The sequence below is a fragment of the Micromonospora sp. NPDC001898 genome (assembly GCF_042891255.1).
Classification (GTDB): Bacteria; Actinomycetota; Actinomycetes; order Mycobacteriales; family Micromonosporaceae; genus Micromonospora.
Genome location: NZ_JBIATC010000001.1, coordinates 443,160 through 459,480, shown reverse-complemented (window position 1 = coordinate 459,480; position 16,321 = coordinate 443,160). Strand labels below are relative to the sequence as shown.

At 70.6% G+C, this 16,321-nt stretch carries 16 protein-coding genes and 1 tRNA gene; 13 read left to right on the top strand and 4 right to left on the bottom strand.

The features are described from left to right. The first annotated feature begins 317 nt into the window (after nt 1–317). The 11 genes from ACFYZF_RS02205 to ACFYZF_RS02155 all read left to right on the top strand — a co-directional run bounded on the left by ACFYZF_RS02205 (nt 318) and on the right by ACFYZF_RS02155 (nt 10,518). Nucleotides 318–569, top strand: a complete 252-nt coding sequence (locus ACFYZF_RS02205; protein WP_387014948.1) for a DUF6284 family protein — start codon at nt 318–320, stop codon at nt 567–569. Beyond that, entirely contained in the window at nt 569–940 is a 372-nt protein-coding gene (locus ACFYZF_RS02200) for an RRQRL motif-containing zinc-binding protein (RefSeq protein ID WP_387014945.1), read from the top strand. Before ACFYZF_RS02205 ends, ACFYZF_RS02200 begins: the two co-directional genes overlap by 1 nt. After that, on the top strand, nt 937–1,839 hold the full coding sequence (locus ACFYZF_RS02195) for an ABC transporter permease (RefSeq protein ID WP_387014943.1): 903 nt from the start codon (nt 937–939) through the stop codon (nt 1,837–1,839). The genes ACFYZF_RS02200 and ACFYZF_RS02195 overlap by 4 nt, the downstream gene beginning before the upstream one ends. Before the next feature lie 91 nt (nt 1,840–1,930). After that, nucleotides 1,931–2,398: a DUF3307 domain-containing protein gene (locus ACFYZF_RS02190; protein WP_387014940.1), complete on the top strand. Its 468-nt coding sequence runs from the start codon at nt 1,931–1,933 to the stop codon at nt 2,396–2,398. A 333-nt stretch (nt 2,399–2,731) separates the two neighbouring features. Beyond that, nucleotides 2,732–4,930, top strand: a complete 2,199-nt coding sequence (locus tag ACFYZF_RS02185; RefSeq protein ID WP_387014938.1) for a cell division protein FtsK — start codon at nt 2,732–2,734, stop codon at nt 4,928–4,930. 386 nt (nt 4,931–5,316) lie between these two features. After that, nucleotides 5,317–5,610 carry a hypothetical protein gene (locus tag ACFYZF_RS02180; protein ID WP_387014935.1) on the top strand — a complete coding sequence of 98 codons (294 nt, stop codon included), beginning with the start codon at nt 5,317–5,319 and terminating at the stop codon, nt 5,608–5,610. Between the two features lie 11 nt (nt 5,611–5,621). Continuing rightward, entirely contained in the window at nt 5,622–5,873 is a 252-nt protein-coding gene (locus tag ACFYZF_RS02175) for a hypothetical protein (protein ID WP_387014932.1), read from the top strand. A 13-nt stretch (nt 5,874–5,886) separates the two neighbouring features. Next, on the top strand, nt 5,887–6,795 hold the full coding sequence (locus ACFYZF_RS02170; protein ID WP_387014930.1) for a bifunctional DNA primase/polymerase: 909 nt from the start codon (nt 5,887–5,889) through the stop codon (nt 6,793–6,795). After that, nucleotides 6,792–8,390, top strand: coding sequence for a YfjI family protein (locus tag ACFYZF_RS02165; RefSeq protein WP_387014928.1), 1,599 nt, complete (start codon nt 6,792–6,794; stop codon nt 8,388–8,390). The genes ACFYZF_RS02170 and ACFYZF_RS02165 overlap by 4 nt, the downstream gene beginning before the upstream one ends. A 533-nt stretch (nt 8,391–8,923) precedes the next feature. Continuing rightward, a complete protein-coding gene (locus ACFYZF_RS02160) occupies nt 8,924–9,127 on the top strand; it encodes a helix-turn-helix transcriptional regulator (RefSeq protein ID WP_387014926.1) in 204 nt (67 codons plus the stop codon). Further along, a complete protein-coding gene (locus tag ACFYZF_RS02155) occupies nt 9,124–10,518 on the top strand; it encodes a tyrosine-type recombinase/integrase (protein ID WP_387014923.1) in 1,395 nt (464 codons plus the stop codon). Before ACFYZF_RS02160 ends, ACFYZF_RS02155 begins: the two co-directional genes overlap by 4 nt. Before the next feature lie 8 nt (nt 10,519–10,526). Here ACFYZF_RS02155 and ACFYZF_RS02150 read toward each other — a convergent pair whose 3' ends face one another. Next, on the bottom strand, nt 10,527–10,919 hold the full coding sequence (locus ACFYZF_RS02150) for a hypothetical protein (protein WP_387014921.1): 393 nt from the start codon (nt 10,917–10,919) through the stop codon (nt 10,527–10,529). Between the two features lie 270 nt (nt 10,920–11,189). Next, nucleotides 11,190–11,273: transfer RNA gene (locus tag ACFYZF_RS02145), tRNA-Tyr, on the bottom strand. 151 nt (nt 11,274–11,424) lie between these two features. Between ACFYZF_RS02145 and ACFYZF_RS02140 the strand changes: the two genes are divergently transcribed. Further along, entirely contained in the window at nt 11,425–11,919 is a 495-nt protein-coding gene (locus ACFYZF_RS02140; RefSeq protein ID WP_387014918.1) for a YajQ family cyclic di-GMP-binding protein, read from the top strand. A gap of 416 nt (nt 11,920–12,335) precedes the next feature. After that, entirely contained in the window at nt 12,336–13,769 is a 1,434-nt protein-coding gene (locus ACFYZF_RS02135) for an LPXTG cell wall anchor domain-containing protein (RefSeq protein WP_387014916.1), read from the top strand. Nucleotides 13,770–13,859: 90 nt separating this feature from the next. Here the strand turns inward: ACFYZF_RS02135 and ACFYZF_RS02130 are convergent, their stop codons facing one another. Together ACFYZF_RS02130 and htpX are read right to left on the bottom strand one after the other, a co-directional pair. Continuing rightward, entirely contained in the window at nt 13,860–15,119 is a 1,260-nt protein-coding gene (locus ACFYZF_RS02130) for an MFS transporter (protein WP_387014913.1), read from the bottom strand. A 157-nt stretch (nt 15,120–15,276) separates the two neighbouring features. Continuing rightward, complete coding sequence (gene htpX, locus ACFYZF_RS02125) at nt 15,277–16,155, bottom strand: zinc metalloprotease HtpX (RefSeq protein WP_387014911.1); 879 nt, start codon at nt 16,153–16,155, stop codon at nt 15,277–15,279. Nucleotides 16,156–16,321: the final 166 nt, after the last annotated feature.

Here is a 16,321-nt window from a genome sequence, read left to right as displayed (position 1 = left end):
GTCGAACCTGGCTAGCCAGGGACGACAAGCCGAGCGGAAGCCGGGGAAGGTAGCGCTTTGCGCTGCGCGCTCACGGGCCGGTCGTGTGGTCGTTCATTGAGAACTTCACAGCAGAAGCGCCGCGTAGATCCGTCTGCGGCATCCCCGCCTTGAGCCACACGGTGGCCGACCCCGGTAGATCCCGGGCGAGCGGGGCGAGCGGGCCGGATCTGGCGCGCGGTTGCTTCTGCCTCTTGCTCCTGTTCGTCCCAGGGTGCGGCCGGTCCGGTCGCACCCTGGGCTTTCCCCCACTTCATCGACTCTCCCGGAGGTTTCCCGTGCGGAACCGACTTGCCCTCGTCACCGCCGAGCCGACCGCCGCCGACCTGGCCGCGATCGACACGGAGTGGCCCCTGATCGCCGCTGAGCTGGACGTACTCGACGCCGAAATCACCCTGATCTACGCCGAAGACAAGGGCGGCCCGACCGACCTCGACTGGCGGCGGCTGCGCCGGGCCGAGGCTCGTGTCACCCGCGCCGCCGCCGAGCTGGCCGCCGGCACCCTCGCCGACCCGCACCGCGCGGCCTGATGTCACGCATCCGGGCCGCCTACTGGGACCCGGACGGGACCCGGTACGGCATCCCTACCTACTGGTGGCGGGGTGCCCCGGCCGGCTACGCCACCCGCCGCCAACTACGCGCCGCCGGCCTGCGCCCCGCCGGGCAGCCGGTCGCCGCTCAGGTGCTCTGGCGCGGTGTCGGCGGCACCCGCTCCGCCTACCTGTACCGGGTTGACCTGGCCCGACCGAAGCGCATCGCCACCCCCGCCCAGCTCCGCGCGGTCCGCGCCGCGTTGACCGCCCGCCGCACCTGTCCCACCTGCGGCGTGGTCCGGCCCTACTACATCCCGCGCTCGCTCGGCGAGTGCCTGACCTGCTCCGATGGAGGACATCAGTCATGACCGCCCCGACCATCAACGGCACCAAGTTCCCGCAGCCGGTCGACGCGCTACTTCCGGCCGCCCGCACCCTGGACCTGCCCAACGGCCAGCAACTCCCCTCCCGCAACCGGCTCATGCGAGAGTTCCGCATCGGCGCGGCCAAGGCAGACGACATCCTCGCCCGCCTCAAGGCCGAACACGCCAGCCGCGACCGCGCCGAGACGCTGCGGACCGCCCTGATCCTGCGCGGGTCGCTGCTGACGTCCGAGGCGGACGCCGCCGACCCGGCCGCGCCCCGGCTGGACTACCCCGAGCCGATCGGCCCGGACCCCGCCCCGGCCCCGGCCCCGGTTGTACCCGAGTTCGCCCCGGTGCTCGACCCGACCCCGGGCGACCCGGTGAAGATCACGCCCGCCGAGCCGGGTGGGCAGGTCATGCCGGTCAGTCACCCGGACACGCCCACCCCGACCGCCCCCGACCGCGCGCCGGCCGCGCCGGTCCGGTCGGCGGTCGCGTGGCCGGTGGTGTTGCTCGCCCTGCCCGCGTTCGTCGCGATCTGGTCGGGGTGGGTCGGGCTCGGCGGACTCACCGGGTTCGGGGTGGTCCACCCGCTGCCGGGTATCGCGGACGGGTTCAGCCTAAACACCGCGATCACGCTCCCGATCGGCGTCGAAACGTACGGGGCGTACGCGCTCTATGTGTGGCTTTCCGGGCGGGTGCCGCCCCGGGCGCTTCGGTTCGCCAAGTGGTCCGCCATCGCGTCCCTGTTGGTCGGCGCGCTCGGCCAGGTCGCCTATCACCTGCTCGTCGCCCCGGCCACGGGTGCCCCGTGGTGGATCACCACCGCCGTATCCGTCCTGCCGGTCGCCGTGCTCGGCATGGGCGCCGCACTGGCGCACCTCGTCCGCGCTCACGACTAGCTGTGCCCGGCGGCACGGCCCCTGGCCTCGAAAACCGTGCCGTGCCGCCGGCCCTCACCCCTCAGCCAACCGACCTCGGGAGAGACCACCCATGTTCGCAGACCCCACCGGCCGCCACGCCGCCACGTTCGCCGCCGTGTTCGTCGCCCTCTACGTCGCCCACCAGATCGCCGACCACTGGGTCCAAACCCAACACCAGGCCGACTGCAAAGGCCAGCCCGGCTGGGCAGGCCGCATCGCCTGCGCCACCCACGTCACCACCTACACCGCCACCGCCGGCCTGGCCCTGCTGCTCCTGATCGCCGGCACCGGCCTACGCCTCGACCCGTCCGGCGTCACGGTCGGGCTGGCCATTTCGGCGGTCACGCACTACATCGCCGATCGGCGGACCCCGCTCAAGCGCATCGCCGCCGCCCTCGGCTCGGCCCACTTCTACGCCCTCGGCGCACCCCGCCCCGGCCACGACGACAACCCGAGCTTGGGCACCGGGGCCTACGCCCTCGATCAGTCCTGGCACTACGCCTGGCTGTTCGTCGCCGCCCTGTTCTGCGCGGTCTGACCGCCCCCGTGGGGCATCCGCCCATCACCGGATGCCCACGCGGAGGCCGCCAGACCGACTGGACGGCACAACCCGAGAGGACCGACGACATGGCGAGCTGCGCACACCCCGCCTTCCACTACACCTACGCGGACGGCAAGAAGTACATGGTCTGCACCCAGTGCGGGGCCATGTGGGAGGTCTGACCGCCCCCGTCAACCGAGGTAAGACGTGCCGCTGCTGCGGTGCAGCCGACACGTAGCCCTGCCCGGCGGCGCGGCCCATGGCCTAGGAACCGTGCCGCGCCGCCGGCCCCTCACCGATCCCGTGAGACCTGTTGGAGGAACCCCCATCATGACTTCCCCCCGAGATGAGTTCGACTGGCAAGCCGCCGAAGCCGCCGTGACCGGCGGCCCGGATGCCGAGGTGGTCGACCTGGACGATGCCCGGTCCCGCCGACACGCTTTCGTTACCCCGCCCGGTGACGGTAGCGACCTGGACGACGACAGCGACGCCGAGAGCGTCGACGACGGGCCGGGCCGCGTGGGTGGGCCGGTCGACATGGCCGAGGACATCCCCGCCGAGGTGGTGGCCCGGCAGCGGGAGCGCCGGCCGATCCTGGCCGAGTGGGCGCGCTCCGGCCGTGCGCTGCGGGCCGCCGTGAAGCATCAGAGCAAGGACGCCGGCTACGTGACCGCCTACCACGGGGTTCGCCTGCCGAAGTACGCGGTGAAGGCCCTCGCGTGGGCACCTGTCGGTGCGGTGCGCGGGATCGGGCAGGCGTTGCGGTGGGCGTCGGCTGAGGAAGGTAACTGGCACCTGCGGCAGGCCGCCGCGTCCCGGGGCGACGCCGACACCTGGTTGAAGCTCGACGCCCGCCGGCAGCGCCAGTCCGTGTGGCGGTGGTGGGTGCTCGCCGCCGGCACGGCCGGCACCGGAACCGGCGTGATCGTCCTGGCCGCTGGGCCGTCGTGGTGGCGGTGGGCGGCGGCGGCCGTGGTGGTGCCGTTCCTGGCCACGCGGGGACGCCCGGCGGACAAGCCGCTCACCGACCGGGTCAGCGAAGGCACCCGGTACCGCAAGCTCACCGCCGACCTGGTGCGGCGGGCGCTGACCTCGTTGCAGATGCCGGCCATCAACTCGGCGGTTGCCAAGGATCCGAAGGCGATCAGCTTCCCGGTGGACATTCACCGCGACGGCCCCGGCCACCTCGCGGTGGTCGATCTGCCGTACGGGGTGGAGGCCGCCGAGGTGGTCGCCCGGCGCGGCAAGCTGGCCTCGGCGATGCGGCTGCCGCTGGATCAGGTGTGGCCCGAACCCGCCCCGGGGCACACCGGCCGCCTGGCCCTGTGGGTCGGCTACGAACCGGCGTCGCAGATGAAGCAACCCGCCTGGCCGCTGCTGGCCGGCACCGCCCGGGTGGACGTGTTCAAGCCGTTCCCGTTCGCCACCACCCCACGCCTGGACACCGTGGCCGTAGACCTGATGTTCCGCAACTTCCTCTTCGGCGGTCAGCCCGGCAGCGGGAAGACGTTCGCGCTGCGGGACCTGATCCTTGCCGCCGCCCTCGACCCGCGTACCGAGATCCGGGGCTACGAGTTGAAGGGTGTCGGGGACTTCGCCGTGTTGGAGCCGGTGATGGCCGAGTACGGCAACGGCTTCGACGACGACACCCTCGCGCGGTGCTTCGGGTTCGTGGAGTGGCTGTACGAGGAGTGCCGCCGCCGTTCCAAGCGCATCGAGCACTACGCCCGGATGGGCAAGGCACCCGAGAACAAGGTCACCCCGGAACTGGCCAGCCTCAAGGGATCCGGCCTCCACCCCCTCGTCGCGTGGTTCGACGAGTTGCAAGAGCTGATGACCAGCAAGTACGGCAAGGACGCCGGGGAGATCCTGGAGAAGGTCATCAAGCTCGGCCGGGCGCTCGGGGTGATCATCATGATCGGTACGCAGATCCCCGACAAGGACAGCTTGCCGACCGGCATCACCCGCAACGTCAACTCCCGGTTCTGCCTCAGCGTCGCTGACCAGACGGCGAACGACATGATCCTTGGCACCTCGGCCTACAAGAACGGGCACCGGGCCACGGTGTTTCAGCCGGTCATTGAGGCCGGGTGGGGCATCCTGCGCGGCTTCGGCCCGAAGGCGTCGGCGGTCCGGTCGTACTACGTCGACACCACCGCCGCCGCCCGCATCGTCGCCCGCGCCGTCGCCCTGCGCACCACGGCCGGGACGCTGCCGAAGCTTGATGAGCAGACCCGCGACGTGGCCCCGGTGGCGGACGTGCTCGGCGACCTGGCCCGCGTGTGGCCGGGCGACGAGAAGTCGGCGTTCAACGAGACGCTGTGCGCGCTGCTGGCCGAGCTGCGGCCCGACGTCTACGGCGGTTGGAAGTCGGCGCAACTGACGACCGCGCTCAAGCCGCACCCGGCGATCACGGTCACCGCCGTGGGCAAGCGCATCGACGGAGAGCAGACCACCAAGCGCGGCATCGTCCACACCGAACTACTCACCGCCATCACGCATCGTGACCGGAAGCGGTCCGCCGGCTGACCAATCCGGGGCTGCAATCGATAGCACCCCACCTTGCTATCGATTGCAGCCCTGCTAGCACCCCATCCGAATCATGAGCTGCCCGCTTGCAGATAGCAGCTCACGGCCGTTCACGCTCGAAAACCGGCCCGGGAGGCACTTGTGGACCCCCTGCTCACCCTCGCTATCGCCGTCATCACCCCTGCCATCTTGATCATGTTCGGTTACGTCGGGCTGTGCTGGGTCAGCCCGTTCACCCGGTGCCGGCGGTGCGCCGGAACCGGCCAGACCACCACCCGCGTCCTTCACCGGCCGCGTGGCTGCCGCCGCTGCGACCGAGGCCACCGGCTCCGCACCGGACGACGCGTCTTCAACTACTTCCACCGCTTGCGCACCGAGGCGACCCGATGAACCGGCGGACCGCCGGCCACACCGCGTGGTGCGGCCGGGACCACCGCTGCAACCTCGGCGAACACCGCTCCGAAGAGATCGTGGTCGACCTGCCCGGCCACGGCCGGGCGGTGTTGGTACGGGTACGCACCGCCGCCGGCCGCGACCACGCCGAGATTCGGCTACGGGTCGCCCTGGCCCCCGCCGAGCCGCCCGCCCGCCGGCAACTCGCCGGCCTGCTCGCCGACCTGCGCCACGTCGTCACCCGCGCCGCCCTCGCCGCACGGCCCGCACCCCGCAGGGCCGCGTAGTGGAGGCGTGGTTGACCGGCACCCCGGCCGAACTCGACACCGCCATCCGCACGCTGACCGCCGTCGCGTACGTCGCCCAGGTCAGCGACCGGCACCCGCTCACCGGCACCGACGCCGGCCGGCACCGGGTGTTCCTGCGCCTGGCCCTCACCACCACCACCACGGACACCCCGGCCGCCCGCCGGTCCGACCCGGCCCCCGCCGGCCGTGGCGGGGCGCTGATCGACCTCGACACCGCCCGCGCCGCCCGCCGGCCCGCCTGAACAGGAGACACCCATGCCCGACCTGCTCGCCGCCGCGCTCGCTCACGCCGAACGAGGATGGCTCGTCTTCCCGCTGCGCCCCGACGACAAGCGGCCCGCGTTCCCCGACCACCCCGCCGCCGACTGCGCCGGCCGCGACCCGCGCTGCCGCACCGCCGGCCGGCACCTCGGATGGGAACCCCGCGCCACCACCAACCCCGACCGCATCCGCCGTGCATGGTCGGCCCGCCCCTACGGCATCGGCCTCGCGTGCGGGCCGTCCCGCCTGGTCGTGGTCGACCTGGACACCCCGAAGAACCCCGCCGAGGCGGGCGGGCGTGACGGCCTGGCCGTGCTCGCCGAGCTGGCTGCCGCGCACGCCGCCAACATCGAACCGACGTACACCGTGCGCACCGGGCGGGGCGGCACCCACCTCTACTACCGGCACCCCGCCGACGGGCCGGCGCTACGCAACACCGCCGGCACCCTCGGCCCGATGGTCGACACCCGCGCCAACGGCGGCTACGTCGTCGCCGCCGGCTCCACCGCCGCCGGTCGGCGGTACACCGTCGACCTGGACACCGACCCCGCCCCGCTGCCGGGCTGGCTCGCCGGGTTGCTCACCCCGGCCCCGCTGCCGCCGCAACGCCCGGTGGTGGTCGGCCTGCCGACCGACCGCACCGGGGCGTACGTGCGGGCCGCCGTCACCCGCGAGGTGCAACGGGTCACCGGTGCCGCGCCGGGCGAACGCAACCGCTGCCTCTACATCGCCGCCGTGGCCCTCGGCCAACTCGTAGCCGGCGGCGCGCTGAGCACCGATGACGCTCACAGCGTGCTGGAACAGGCGGGCGTAACGGCCGGGCTGCGCGCCGCCGAGGTGTACCGCACCGTCCGATCCGGGCTCACCGCCGGCTCCCACCGTCCCCGAAAGGTGGCCGCATGACCGCCGCCCGCCTGCACCTCGTCACCGACCCGGCCGACACCACCGGGCAGCCGACCGCGGGCGGCCCGCTGTGGGATGTTCCAGTGCCCTTGACCGGCCCCAACACCGCACCGCCGCCGTTCCCCGCCGACGTGTTCCCCCGCTGGCTCGGCGACATGGTGACCGGCGTCGCCCGGTTCACCCAAACCGATCCGGCGATGGCTGGCACCCTCGCCGTCGCCGTGCTCTCCGCGTGCGCGGGTGGCCGCTTGGAGGTGGAACCGGTCGCCGGGTGGCGGGAGCCGGTCAACGTGTTCGCCGCCGTCATCGCCGGCCCCGGCGAACGCAAGAGCCCGGTACATCGGGCCATGACCGCACCGCTGTTCGCCGCCCAATCGACGCTCGGCGACGCGATGCGGCCGAGGATCGCCGAGGCCGCCGCGCTGCGCGACATCGCCGACCGGCAGGCCGAGCAAGCCAAGACCCAGGCAGCGAAGGCCACCGACCCCGGCAAGCGCGACGAGGCGTCCGCCGAGGCCGTCGCCGCCGCCATCGCCGCCGAGGCCATCACCGTTCCCACCCTGCCGAAACTCATCGTCGACGACGCCACCCCCGAAGCCCTCATCGGCCTGATGGCCGCCAACGGCGGACGGATGGCGATCATCAGCGACGAAGGCGGCATCTTCGACACCCTCGCCGGCCGGTACTCCGGTGCCCCGAACCTTGACCCGTACCTGAAGGGGCACGCGGGGCAGCCGATGAGCAACGAACGGCAGACCCGCGAAGGTGCCTCCGTCGAGAAACCCGCGCTGACCGTGTGCGTAATGGCGCAACCGACAGTGCTGCGCAAGTTCGGCGGAAACGCCGACCTCGCCGGCCGAGGACTGCCGGCCCGGTTCCTGTTCGCCCTGCCCCGGTCGCTGGCCGGATACCGGGCGGTAGACACCGACCCGGTGCCCGAGGCCGTGACCGCCGGCTACGCCCACCGCGTTCACGACCTGGCCGCCACCCTCGCCGAGTGGACCGACCCGGCCGTGGTCACCCTCACCGACGACGCCAGCCGCGTGCGCCGGGCCGCCGCCGAGCAGGTCGAGACCGAACTACGGCCCGGCGGCACCCTCTACGACATGCGGGAATGGGGCAACAAGCTCTCAGGCGCGACGCTGCGCCTCGCCGGGCTGCTCCACGTCGCCCACCACCCCGCCGACGCGTGGCGCCGCCCCATCGACGCCGACCGGATGGCCGACGCCGTCCGGCTCGCCGAGTTCTTCGCCGCGCACTACCGGGCGGCACTCACCACGATCGGCAGTGATGCCGCGATCGAGAACGCCCGGTACGTGCTCGGCGTGCTCACCAGCAAGGGCATGACCACCTTCACCCGCCGGGAGCTGCACCGCCGCGTCTCCCGCCGGCTCCCGAAGTCCGATGAGGTGTCGGCGGTGCTCGCCGAGTTGGCCGCCCTCGGATGGGTTCGCCACGGGCCGGACGGCCGCTACGAACTGCACCCCCGCGCCGTCGCCGAGGTGCCCGAAAGCGTTGACACGCTGACACCCGCCCCTGACAGCAACGTTTCCGCAGCTCAAGACGCCTCCGAAGGTGTCAACGGGCCGCGTTGACAGCCGTTGACAGGCGTTGACACCCCGCCGCCGGCCCGCCCGGTGTCAACGGGTGTCAACGCCTGTCAACGGGAAGCGTTGACAGCCAAACACCGACCCTCACCTGCGGAAACATCCACTTGCCGGCCGATTGTCAACGTGTCAACGCCTCCCGGCCCCTTCCCGCCGCTCACGGCCACCGGCCGACCGGTCGACGCCCCGGGAAACGGCCCACTGAGAGCAACGGAGACGGTTCGGCTCTATGCCTTACCCCAACCCATCCCGGATCTTGCGTCTACGGCGCTCTCGACGGGCCGATCTATGCCGTTCTGCGGCGATGTCTCCCTGTCCTTCCACAACGGTGACCCGCGTCGACCGAAAGAACCTCACCATGCGAATCAGGCTGCATGGCACACCCGCTGGAGCAGCCGCAGCGCTCGACGCCATCGCCCGAGTCTGCACATCCGCTCCGTCTCCCGGCTCTACCCCGACCGCCGATCCCCGGTGTTTCAGCGCATCTACCTCGACGCCACCCCGAGGGAGGACACCCACCCATGACTGCCACCCGCCGCACTCCGACCGGAAATCTGCTCACCCTCGCCGAAGTCCTGGACGAGCTCCGCGTGCCCCGCTCGACCTTCTTCCGCTGGAAGGCCACCGGCCGCGCACCCCGAACCATCAAGTACCCCAACGGCAGCCTGTACGTCCGCCGCCGCGACCTGGACGCCTGGATCAACGATCACGAGGAGGCCGCTTGAGCACCTACGACGTACGCGTACACGGCATCCTCAAGAACCAACTCGCCAAGGGCTACTCCTACGTGGTCCGGTGGAAGGTAGCCGGCCACGCGTTCCGCAAGACGTTCGCGACTCGCGCCCTAGCCGAAAGCTTCCGATCGAAGCTAGTCGTGGCCCAGCGGGAAGGCGTCGCGTTCGATGAGGCCAGCGGCCTGCCCGAACCGATGGCACGAGCGCTCAATACCAGGTCGTGGTACGAGCACGCCGTGACGTACGTCGACATCAAGTGGCCCCGCGCATCGGCCAAGCACCGCAAGGGCATCGCCGAGACGCTGGCCACCGTCACGCCGGCCCTGCTGGCGACAGACCGAGGTGTACCCACCGACAAGGCGCTACGCGCCGCGCTCTACGGGTGGGTGTTCAACAAGACCCGCCGCGACGCCGGAGAACCGCCCGCCGACCTGGCCGCCGCCGTGCGCTGGCTGAAGGCCAACACCGTCGACCTGGCGGCGCTCGCCGACGCCGCGTTGGTCCGGAAGGCACTCGACGCGCTTGCCCTACGAATGGACGGCGCTCCGGCGTCACCAAGCACGATCGCCCGCAAGCGCGCCGTCTTCTCCGGCGCCCTCAAATACGCCGTCGAGCTGCGGCTACTCGATACACACCCGATGTCCATCGTGAGCTGGACCGCGCCGAAGACTGCCGATGAGGTGGACCGCCGGGCGGTAGTCAACCCCGATCAGGCGCGTGAGCTACTCGCCGAAGTGGGGCGCGCCGTGCCTGAGTTGGAGGCGTTCTTCGGGTGCATGTACTACGCCGCGTTGCGGCCCGAAGAAGTGCTCCACCTGCGCGAAGACGAGTACGAACGGCCTGCCAAGCACGGCGGGTGGGGCGTGCTGCACCTGACCGGCTCGACGGTGGCGGTAGGCCGGGATTGGGGCGACGGAGACGACACCACCGAGGAACGCGGACTGAAACACCGGGCGAAGACCGCGACGCGAGACGTGCCGATGCCACCGCCGCTCGTGCGACTACTCGATCACCACATCAAGGAGTACCCGGCGGGATCGAACGGCAAGCTGTTCGTCACCCGGCGCGGCCCCGGCGGGCGGTACGTGCCCACCGCCGGCCAACCGATTCCGAACAACACCTACGGGAAGGCATGGCGGGACGCGCGGGCAAAGGTGCTCACGCCCGCTCAACAGCGCTCACCGCTAGCCCGGCGCCCGTACGACCTGCGGCACGCCGCCGTGTCGCTTTGGCTCAACGTCGGGGTTCCGGCAACGCAGGTAGCTGAGTGGGCCGGACACAGCGTGCACGTCCTGATGCGGGTCTACGCGAAGTGCATCTACGGGCAGGAAGAGGCTGCTCGGAAGCGCATCGAAGCAGCACTTAGGGTCGACTACACGTAGTACGCGTATCAGGTACCAACGGCGACCTTAAGTTCGCGCTGCATGGCAACCGTGATACCTCCCAAGCGCTTTATCGCCCCACTGTCATCGATCCCGCTTCTCTCGGAGAGGCCCTCCCACAGATCGGCGACGAGCCGCAACGTCTCGGCCGCGAGATGCGGGTCTGTCAGAACAGCAATTTCTCCATGCAAGGCACCGAGGCGCTCCAGAGCTTCCTCCGCCGCTTGGAGCTTGCTCTTCCCTTCCTCACTGTTCCGATCGGAGAGGTGACGAACATTCACAACCTTGGCGTACGCACCATGACATTCTCCCAGAAACCTCCCATAGAGTCCCTGCTTGACAGATAGCAACTCTCGCCTGTGCTGAGACTCCAACTCAAGCTTGAGGACACGCAACTGCACCTCTTGTGCTTGGACCTGGCCACGGGCCGCTGCCCGTCCGCTCACGACTCCCGCTAGCGCCCCCACTGCCGCTCCAACTACCGCCCCGACCGGTGCCAGCCATTCCCACGCCACGGGGTCATGGTCGAGCATGGAAGCAAACGACGGACAGTCGGCGACACGTATGCGACACAACCAGCGAGATCGAGCGGGTTGGAACGGGACCGAGCGAGACTCACGAAAGAGGCCCTTGACCAGCGTTTACGCTGGTCAAGGGCCTCTTTGTGCACCTGGTGGCGGGTAGAGGATTCGAACCTCTGAAGCTTTCGCGACGGATTTACAGTCCGCTCCCATTGGCCGCTCGGGCAACCCGCCAGGGCGTCACCACCGCGCCATGCGCGGCAGCGGAGCCAAGGATAGCGGTTACTCCCGGGGGCGGCGCAACCGGGTACCGTCAGGGTGTCGTGCCGCTGGTCGGCGGGCGACGCGTACGAGCACTGACCGCCCGGACAGCAGGAGCATGAGCATGGCAGCGAATCCGTCGTTCGACATCGTGAGCAAGGTCGACCGGCAGGAGGTCGACAACGCCCTCCGCCAGGCGGAGAAGGAGCTCGCGACGCGGTTTGACTTCCGGGGCACCGGCGCGGAGATCTCTTGGTCGGGCGAGGAGGCGATCAGCCTCCAGGCGGAGACCGAGGAGCGGGTCCGGGCGGCCCTGGACGTTTTCAAGGAGAAGCTGGTCAAGCGGAACATCTCGCTGAAGTCCCTCGACGCCGGCGACCCGCGTCCTTCCGGCAAGATCTTCAAGATCGACGCCAAGGTGATCCAGGGCATCGACTCGGACAAGGCCAAGGTGATCAGCAAGAAGATCCGGGACGAGGGGCCCAAGGGCGTCCAGGCGCAGATCCAGGGCGACCAACTCCGGGTCACCGGCAAGAAGAAGGACGACCTCCAGGCCATCATCGCCCTGCTCAAGGGTGATGAATTCGGCGTCGCCCTTCAGTTCACCAACTACCGCTGACGCGGTGGCGACCGGCCGCCGCCCTCGGGGGCCGGCCGCCACCATCGGTGCACGGCGGCAACTGCGCCCGGAAGTCGCCAAGGCGCGGCTCGCGGGTACCGCATTCCCGTCCGATCCAGCCTCTGAGCCAGATCGGGGACGGCGGCTGTAGCCCGTCGCCGGTCCAGGGCCTCGGGGGCTCGGTCCAGAGCTCGCGCTTGAGCTGCACGCCTCTGGTCCGCTGCCGACCGGCTCGCCGCGTACGAAACTCACGCCGCAGGCAGCCGCCTGGGCACCTGGATGGGGCAGCCGGGGCGTTTTGGTAGCAGAAGGGCACCTTTTTCCATCTAGCGGGGGATTTCACCTTCGCCTGCGTGACGCGCATCTTTTACTACTCGTTGCCCCCCTTGTCAACAGTCCACGACACGGGGGAACACATGAGCAAGACCTCTTCGCCGCGCACACGAGCCGGCATCCGCGTACGACTGGCCGCCTTCACGCTGCTGGCCGGCGGCCTGCTGCTCGCGGCCGGCTCGCCGGCCGTTGCGGCACCGCCGATCAACATCAACCCGGGCAACGTGCCGACGACGGCAGCCCAGTTCACCCAGAACTGCGACCCCGAGCTCGGTGGTGGGCCCTTCCCGAACGAGGACGCGTGGGTTTTCAACCTGCCGGGTAACCCGCACACCAGCGGCGCCTTCCAGTCGGTCACGGCGACGTTCAGCACGCCGAGCGGCACTGTCACGAGGACGATCCCCACCGCTCCCAACAGCAAGATCGTCAATGACATGGGCACCAGCAAGGCGTGGATCCGACTCCCGGCCGGCGGGACGCTCACCGGTGCCACCGCTGTGCTGGTGTCCGGAAGCGCACGCTCCTTCGAGCTCATCAGCACCTGTGGGGCGAGGCGACCGGCGGACCTGAAGCTGGGGCTGACCAAGACCGCAACCCCGGCCACCGACGTACAGGCCGGCGACAAGGTCACCTACACCTACACGGTGACGAACCAGAACACGGGCACGACCTACCCGATCACCGTCACCGACATCACCGTCACCGACGACACGGTCACCGGCATCACCTGCGAGGACACGTCACTCGCGCCGGGGGCGAGCACCACCTGCACCGGCACGTACACCGTCACGAAGACCGACGTGACCAAGGGCAAGATCGTCAACACCGCCCAGGCTTCCGGGTTGTTCCACCGGCAGAAGGTGCTGTCCGACTACGCGACGTTCACCGTGACCACCGAGCGGGTCCCGCCGAAGCAGATCAGCCTGTCGATCGACAAGAAGGCCCGGGTCGAGTCGGACTGCCGCAACAAGTGTGAGAACGACGGCTTCGCGGCCAAGGGCGACAAGATCTTCTACACCTACCGGGTGGCCAACACCGGCACGGTCGCCATCACCGACGTGGCCGTCCACGACCGGAAGGCCGGTCGGGTGGTCTGCAACAGCACCACGCTGGCACCGGGCACGAGCACCGACTGCCACGCCGTCAAGCCGCATGTGGTGACCTCGGCCGACGTCAAGGCCGGAAAGGTGGTCAACACGGCCCGCGCCACCGGCAAGTTCTACCGCAGGATCGTGGTCTCCGACCCCGCGACCGTCACCGTCTGCATCCGGGATGGCAAGTACGACCACCGGCACGACGGCAAGGACGACGAGCACGGCAAGGACCACGAGCACGGCAAGAACGACAAGGACGAGGACGACAAGGGCAAGGACGACAAGGGCAAGGACGAACAGGAGCTGCCGGTCACCGGTGACAGCTCCGCCGGTGTTCTCTCCCTGGGTGGCGGCCTGCTGGCCACCGGTGCGCTCCTGCTCGGAGCCAGCCGGATCCGCCGCAAGGTGGGCATCCAGGCCTGATCGGTACATCAGTCAGGCGCTCCGGCCGCCGCAACCCGGTGCCCGGAGCGCCTGCTGAGGTGTCGAATCCGATCGTCCGCTGGGCAGGGGTCAGGCGGCGAGGGTCTGTTCGACGCGTACCGCCGTGGCCTCGGCCCGGGCGATCGGGCCGGCGGGGAGCGCGGCGACCGTGGCCCCGACGGCGACCGCGGCCCCGGCGAAGAGGAACGCCCAGGACACGCCGCCGCTGTGGTCGACGATCAGCCCGGCCACTGCGCCGCCGGCGGCGCTGGCCGCCACCGACATGGTGACCACCCAGGTGTACGCCTCGTTCAGCATGCCGACGGGGGCGATCCGCCCGACCAGGGTGTTCTCCAGGGTCAACGCGGGTGCGATGGTGGCCCCGCCGACGATCAGGGCGACGCCCAGCGGCACCGGCCCGGGCATCACCGCGAAAACGGCGAAACTGCCGGCGACGGCGGCGAGCAGCCAGGCGAACTGGCGGGTCATGTTCGCCGCCGGCTTGCGGACGCCGAACCAGAACCCGCCGGCCGCGCTGCCGATCCCCCAGACCGCGAGCAACAGCCCGGCCAGGCTCTCCGGGTCGTCGGTCGGCTGGCTCCCGGCGAAGGCCGGCACGATCACCCCGGCGGCGCCGAACGCGATGCCGAGGCTGGCGACGCAGAGCAGCAGTGCGGGGAAGCCGCCGACCCGCAGCGGGCCGAGCCCCTTGGCCTGATGCTCGTGCGCGTGCGGGCGCCAGCCGCGCATCACCCGGCCGAACGCCACGGCGGTGGTGCCGGCCAGGGTGACCACCGCCGCGCCGACCAGGGCGGCCGTCGCGTCGGCGAACAGGACGAACGCGGCCACCAGCAGCGGACCGAGTACGAAGACCACCTCGAAGAGCGTGGTCTCCGCGGCCAGGGCGGTGTTGCGTAGGTGGTACCGGCCGGAGGCGGGGCCGGTCAGGTCGTTCCAGGCCCCCCGGATCGCGGCGGTCAGCGGCGGGTACGTGGCGCCGGCGACCCCGGAGGCCACGTAGATCAGGGCCAGGTTGCCGGCGTCGGAGCGGCTCGCCATGAGCAGTCCGGACAGCGCGAGGGGGTGGGCGACGGCGGTGGCCAGCAGCACCGGCGTCGGGCCGACCCGGTCGGCGACCCGGCCGGCGATCGGGCTCAGCGCGGCGCTGGAGAGGGCGTAGATGCCGCCGGCGACCGCGGCGAGGGAGTACCGACCGGTCACCTGTTCCACGACGAGCAGCAGCGCCAGCGGCGTCATGCCGATCCCGAGCCGGCCGATGACGCCGAGGACGAGCAGCATCGGCGCGCCCGGGATCCGCCAGACGCCCAGGTACTGGCGCAGTCCGGCCACGGGGAACCTCCAAGGATGTAATGAGCGGAAGACGTTGCGACCCTAACGCCCTGGCTGCCGGGATTGCACCGGGTATGGCCGGCGTCTCGTCGCGTACACGACGATCCGCCCGGGCCCGGTGGGGACCGGGCGCCGGGCGGATCGGGTGGTACGGGCGTCAGCGCTGGAACTGCACCGGGCCGGCGCTGGCGGCCATCTGCTCCAGCCGGGCGACCCGCTCCTCCATCCGGGGGTGGGTGGAGAAGAGCGCGGCGATGCCGCCGCCCCGCTTGAACGGGTTGTCGATCATCAGGTGGGCGGTGCTGGTGAGCTGTCCCTGGGCCGGCAGCGGACGGGCCTGGGTGCCCATGTGGATCTTCTTCAGGGCGCTGGCCAGGGCCAGCGGGTCCCCGGTGAGCCGGGCGCCGGACGCGTCGGCCTGGAACTCCCTGCTGCGGCTGATCGCCAGCTGGATCACGGTGGCCGCGATCGGGCCGAGGATCAGGGTGAGCAGAAGCACGGCCGGGTTGGGGCGGTCCTCGTCGTCGGAGGAGCCGAGCGGGATGAACCACGCCAGGTTGGCCAGCATGGTGATGATGCCGGCCAGGCCGGCCGCCACGCTGGAGATGAGAATGTCCCGGTTGTAGACGTGTGACAGCTCGTGCCCGATCACCCCGCGCAGCTCGCGGTAGTCGAGGACCTCGGTGATGCCCTGGGTGACGCAGACCGCCGCGTTGGCCGGGTTGCGGCCCGTGGCGAACGCGTTGGGCTGTGAGGTGGGGCTGACGTACAGGCGGGGCATCGGCTGCCGGGCCTCCGTGGCCAGCTCGCGGACCATCCGGTACAGCTCGGGGAACTGTGCCTCGGTGACCGGTTGCGCCTTCATCGAGCGCAGCGCGAGCTTGTCGGAGTAGAAGTAGGTCACGCCGTTCATCACCAACGAGATGACGACGGCGATGACGAGCCCGCCGCTCCCGCCGAACCAGTAGCCGACCGCGAGGATCAGCGAGGTCAACAGGCCGAGCAGCGCTGCGGTCTTCAGACGGTTGTGATGCACGATCGCTCCTTCGGTGCGCGGATCACACGGGACCCGCTGACCGGTCCAACAAAACCGGTACCCACCAACCATCCGCCTAATGACTGTGAGTTACCTGTAAAAACTGAGCGGCTACTGAGCCCCAGGTCAAGAGCGATCTGCTCAGACCGCGCAAGGGGGCTCGATC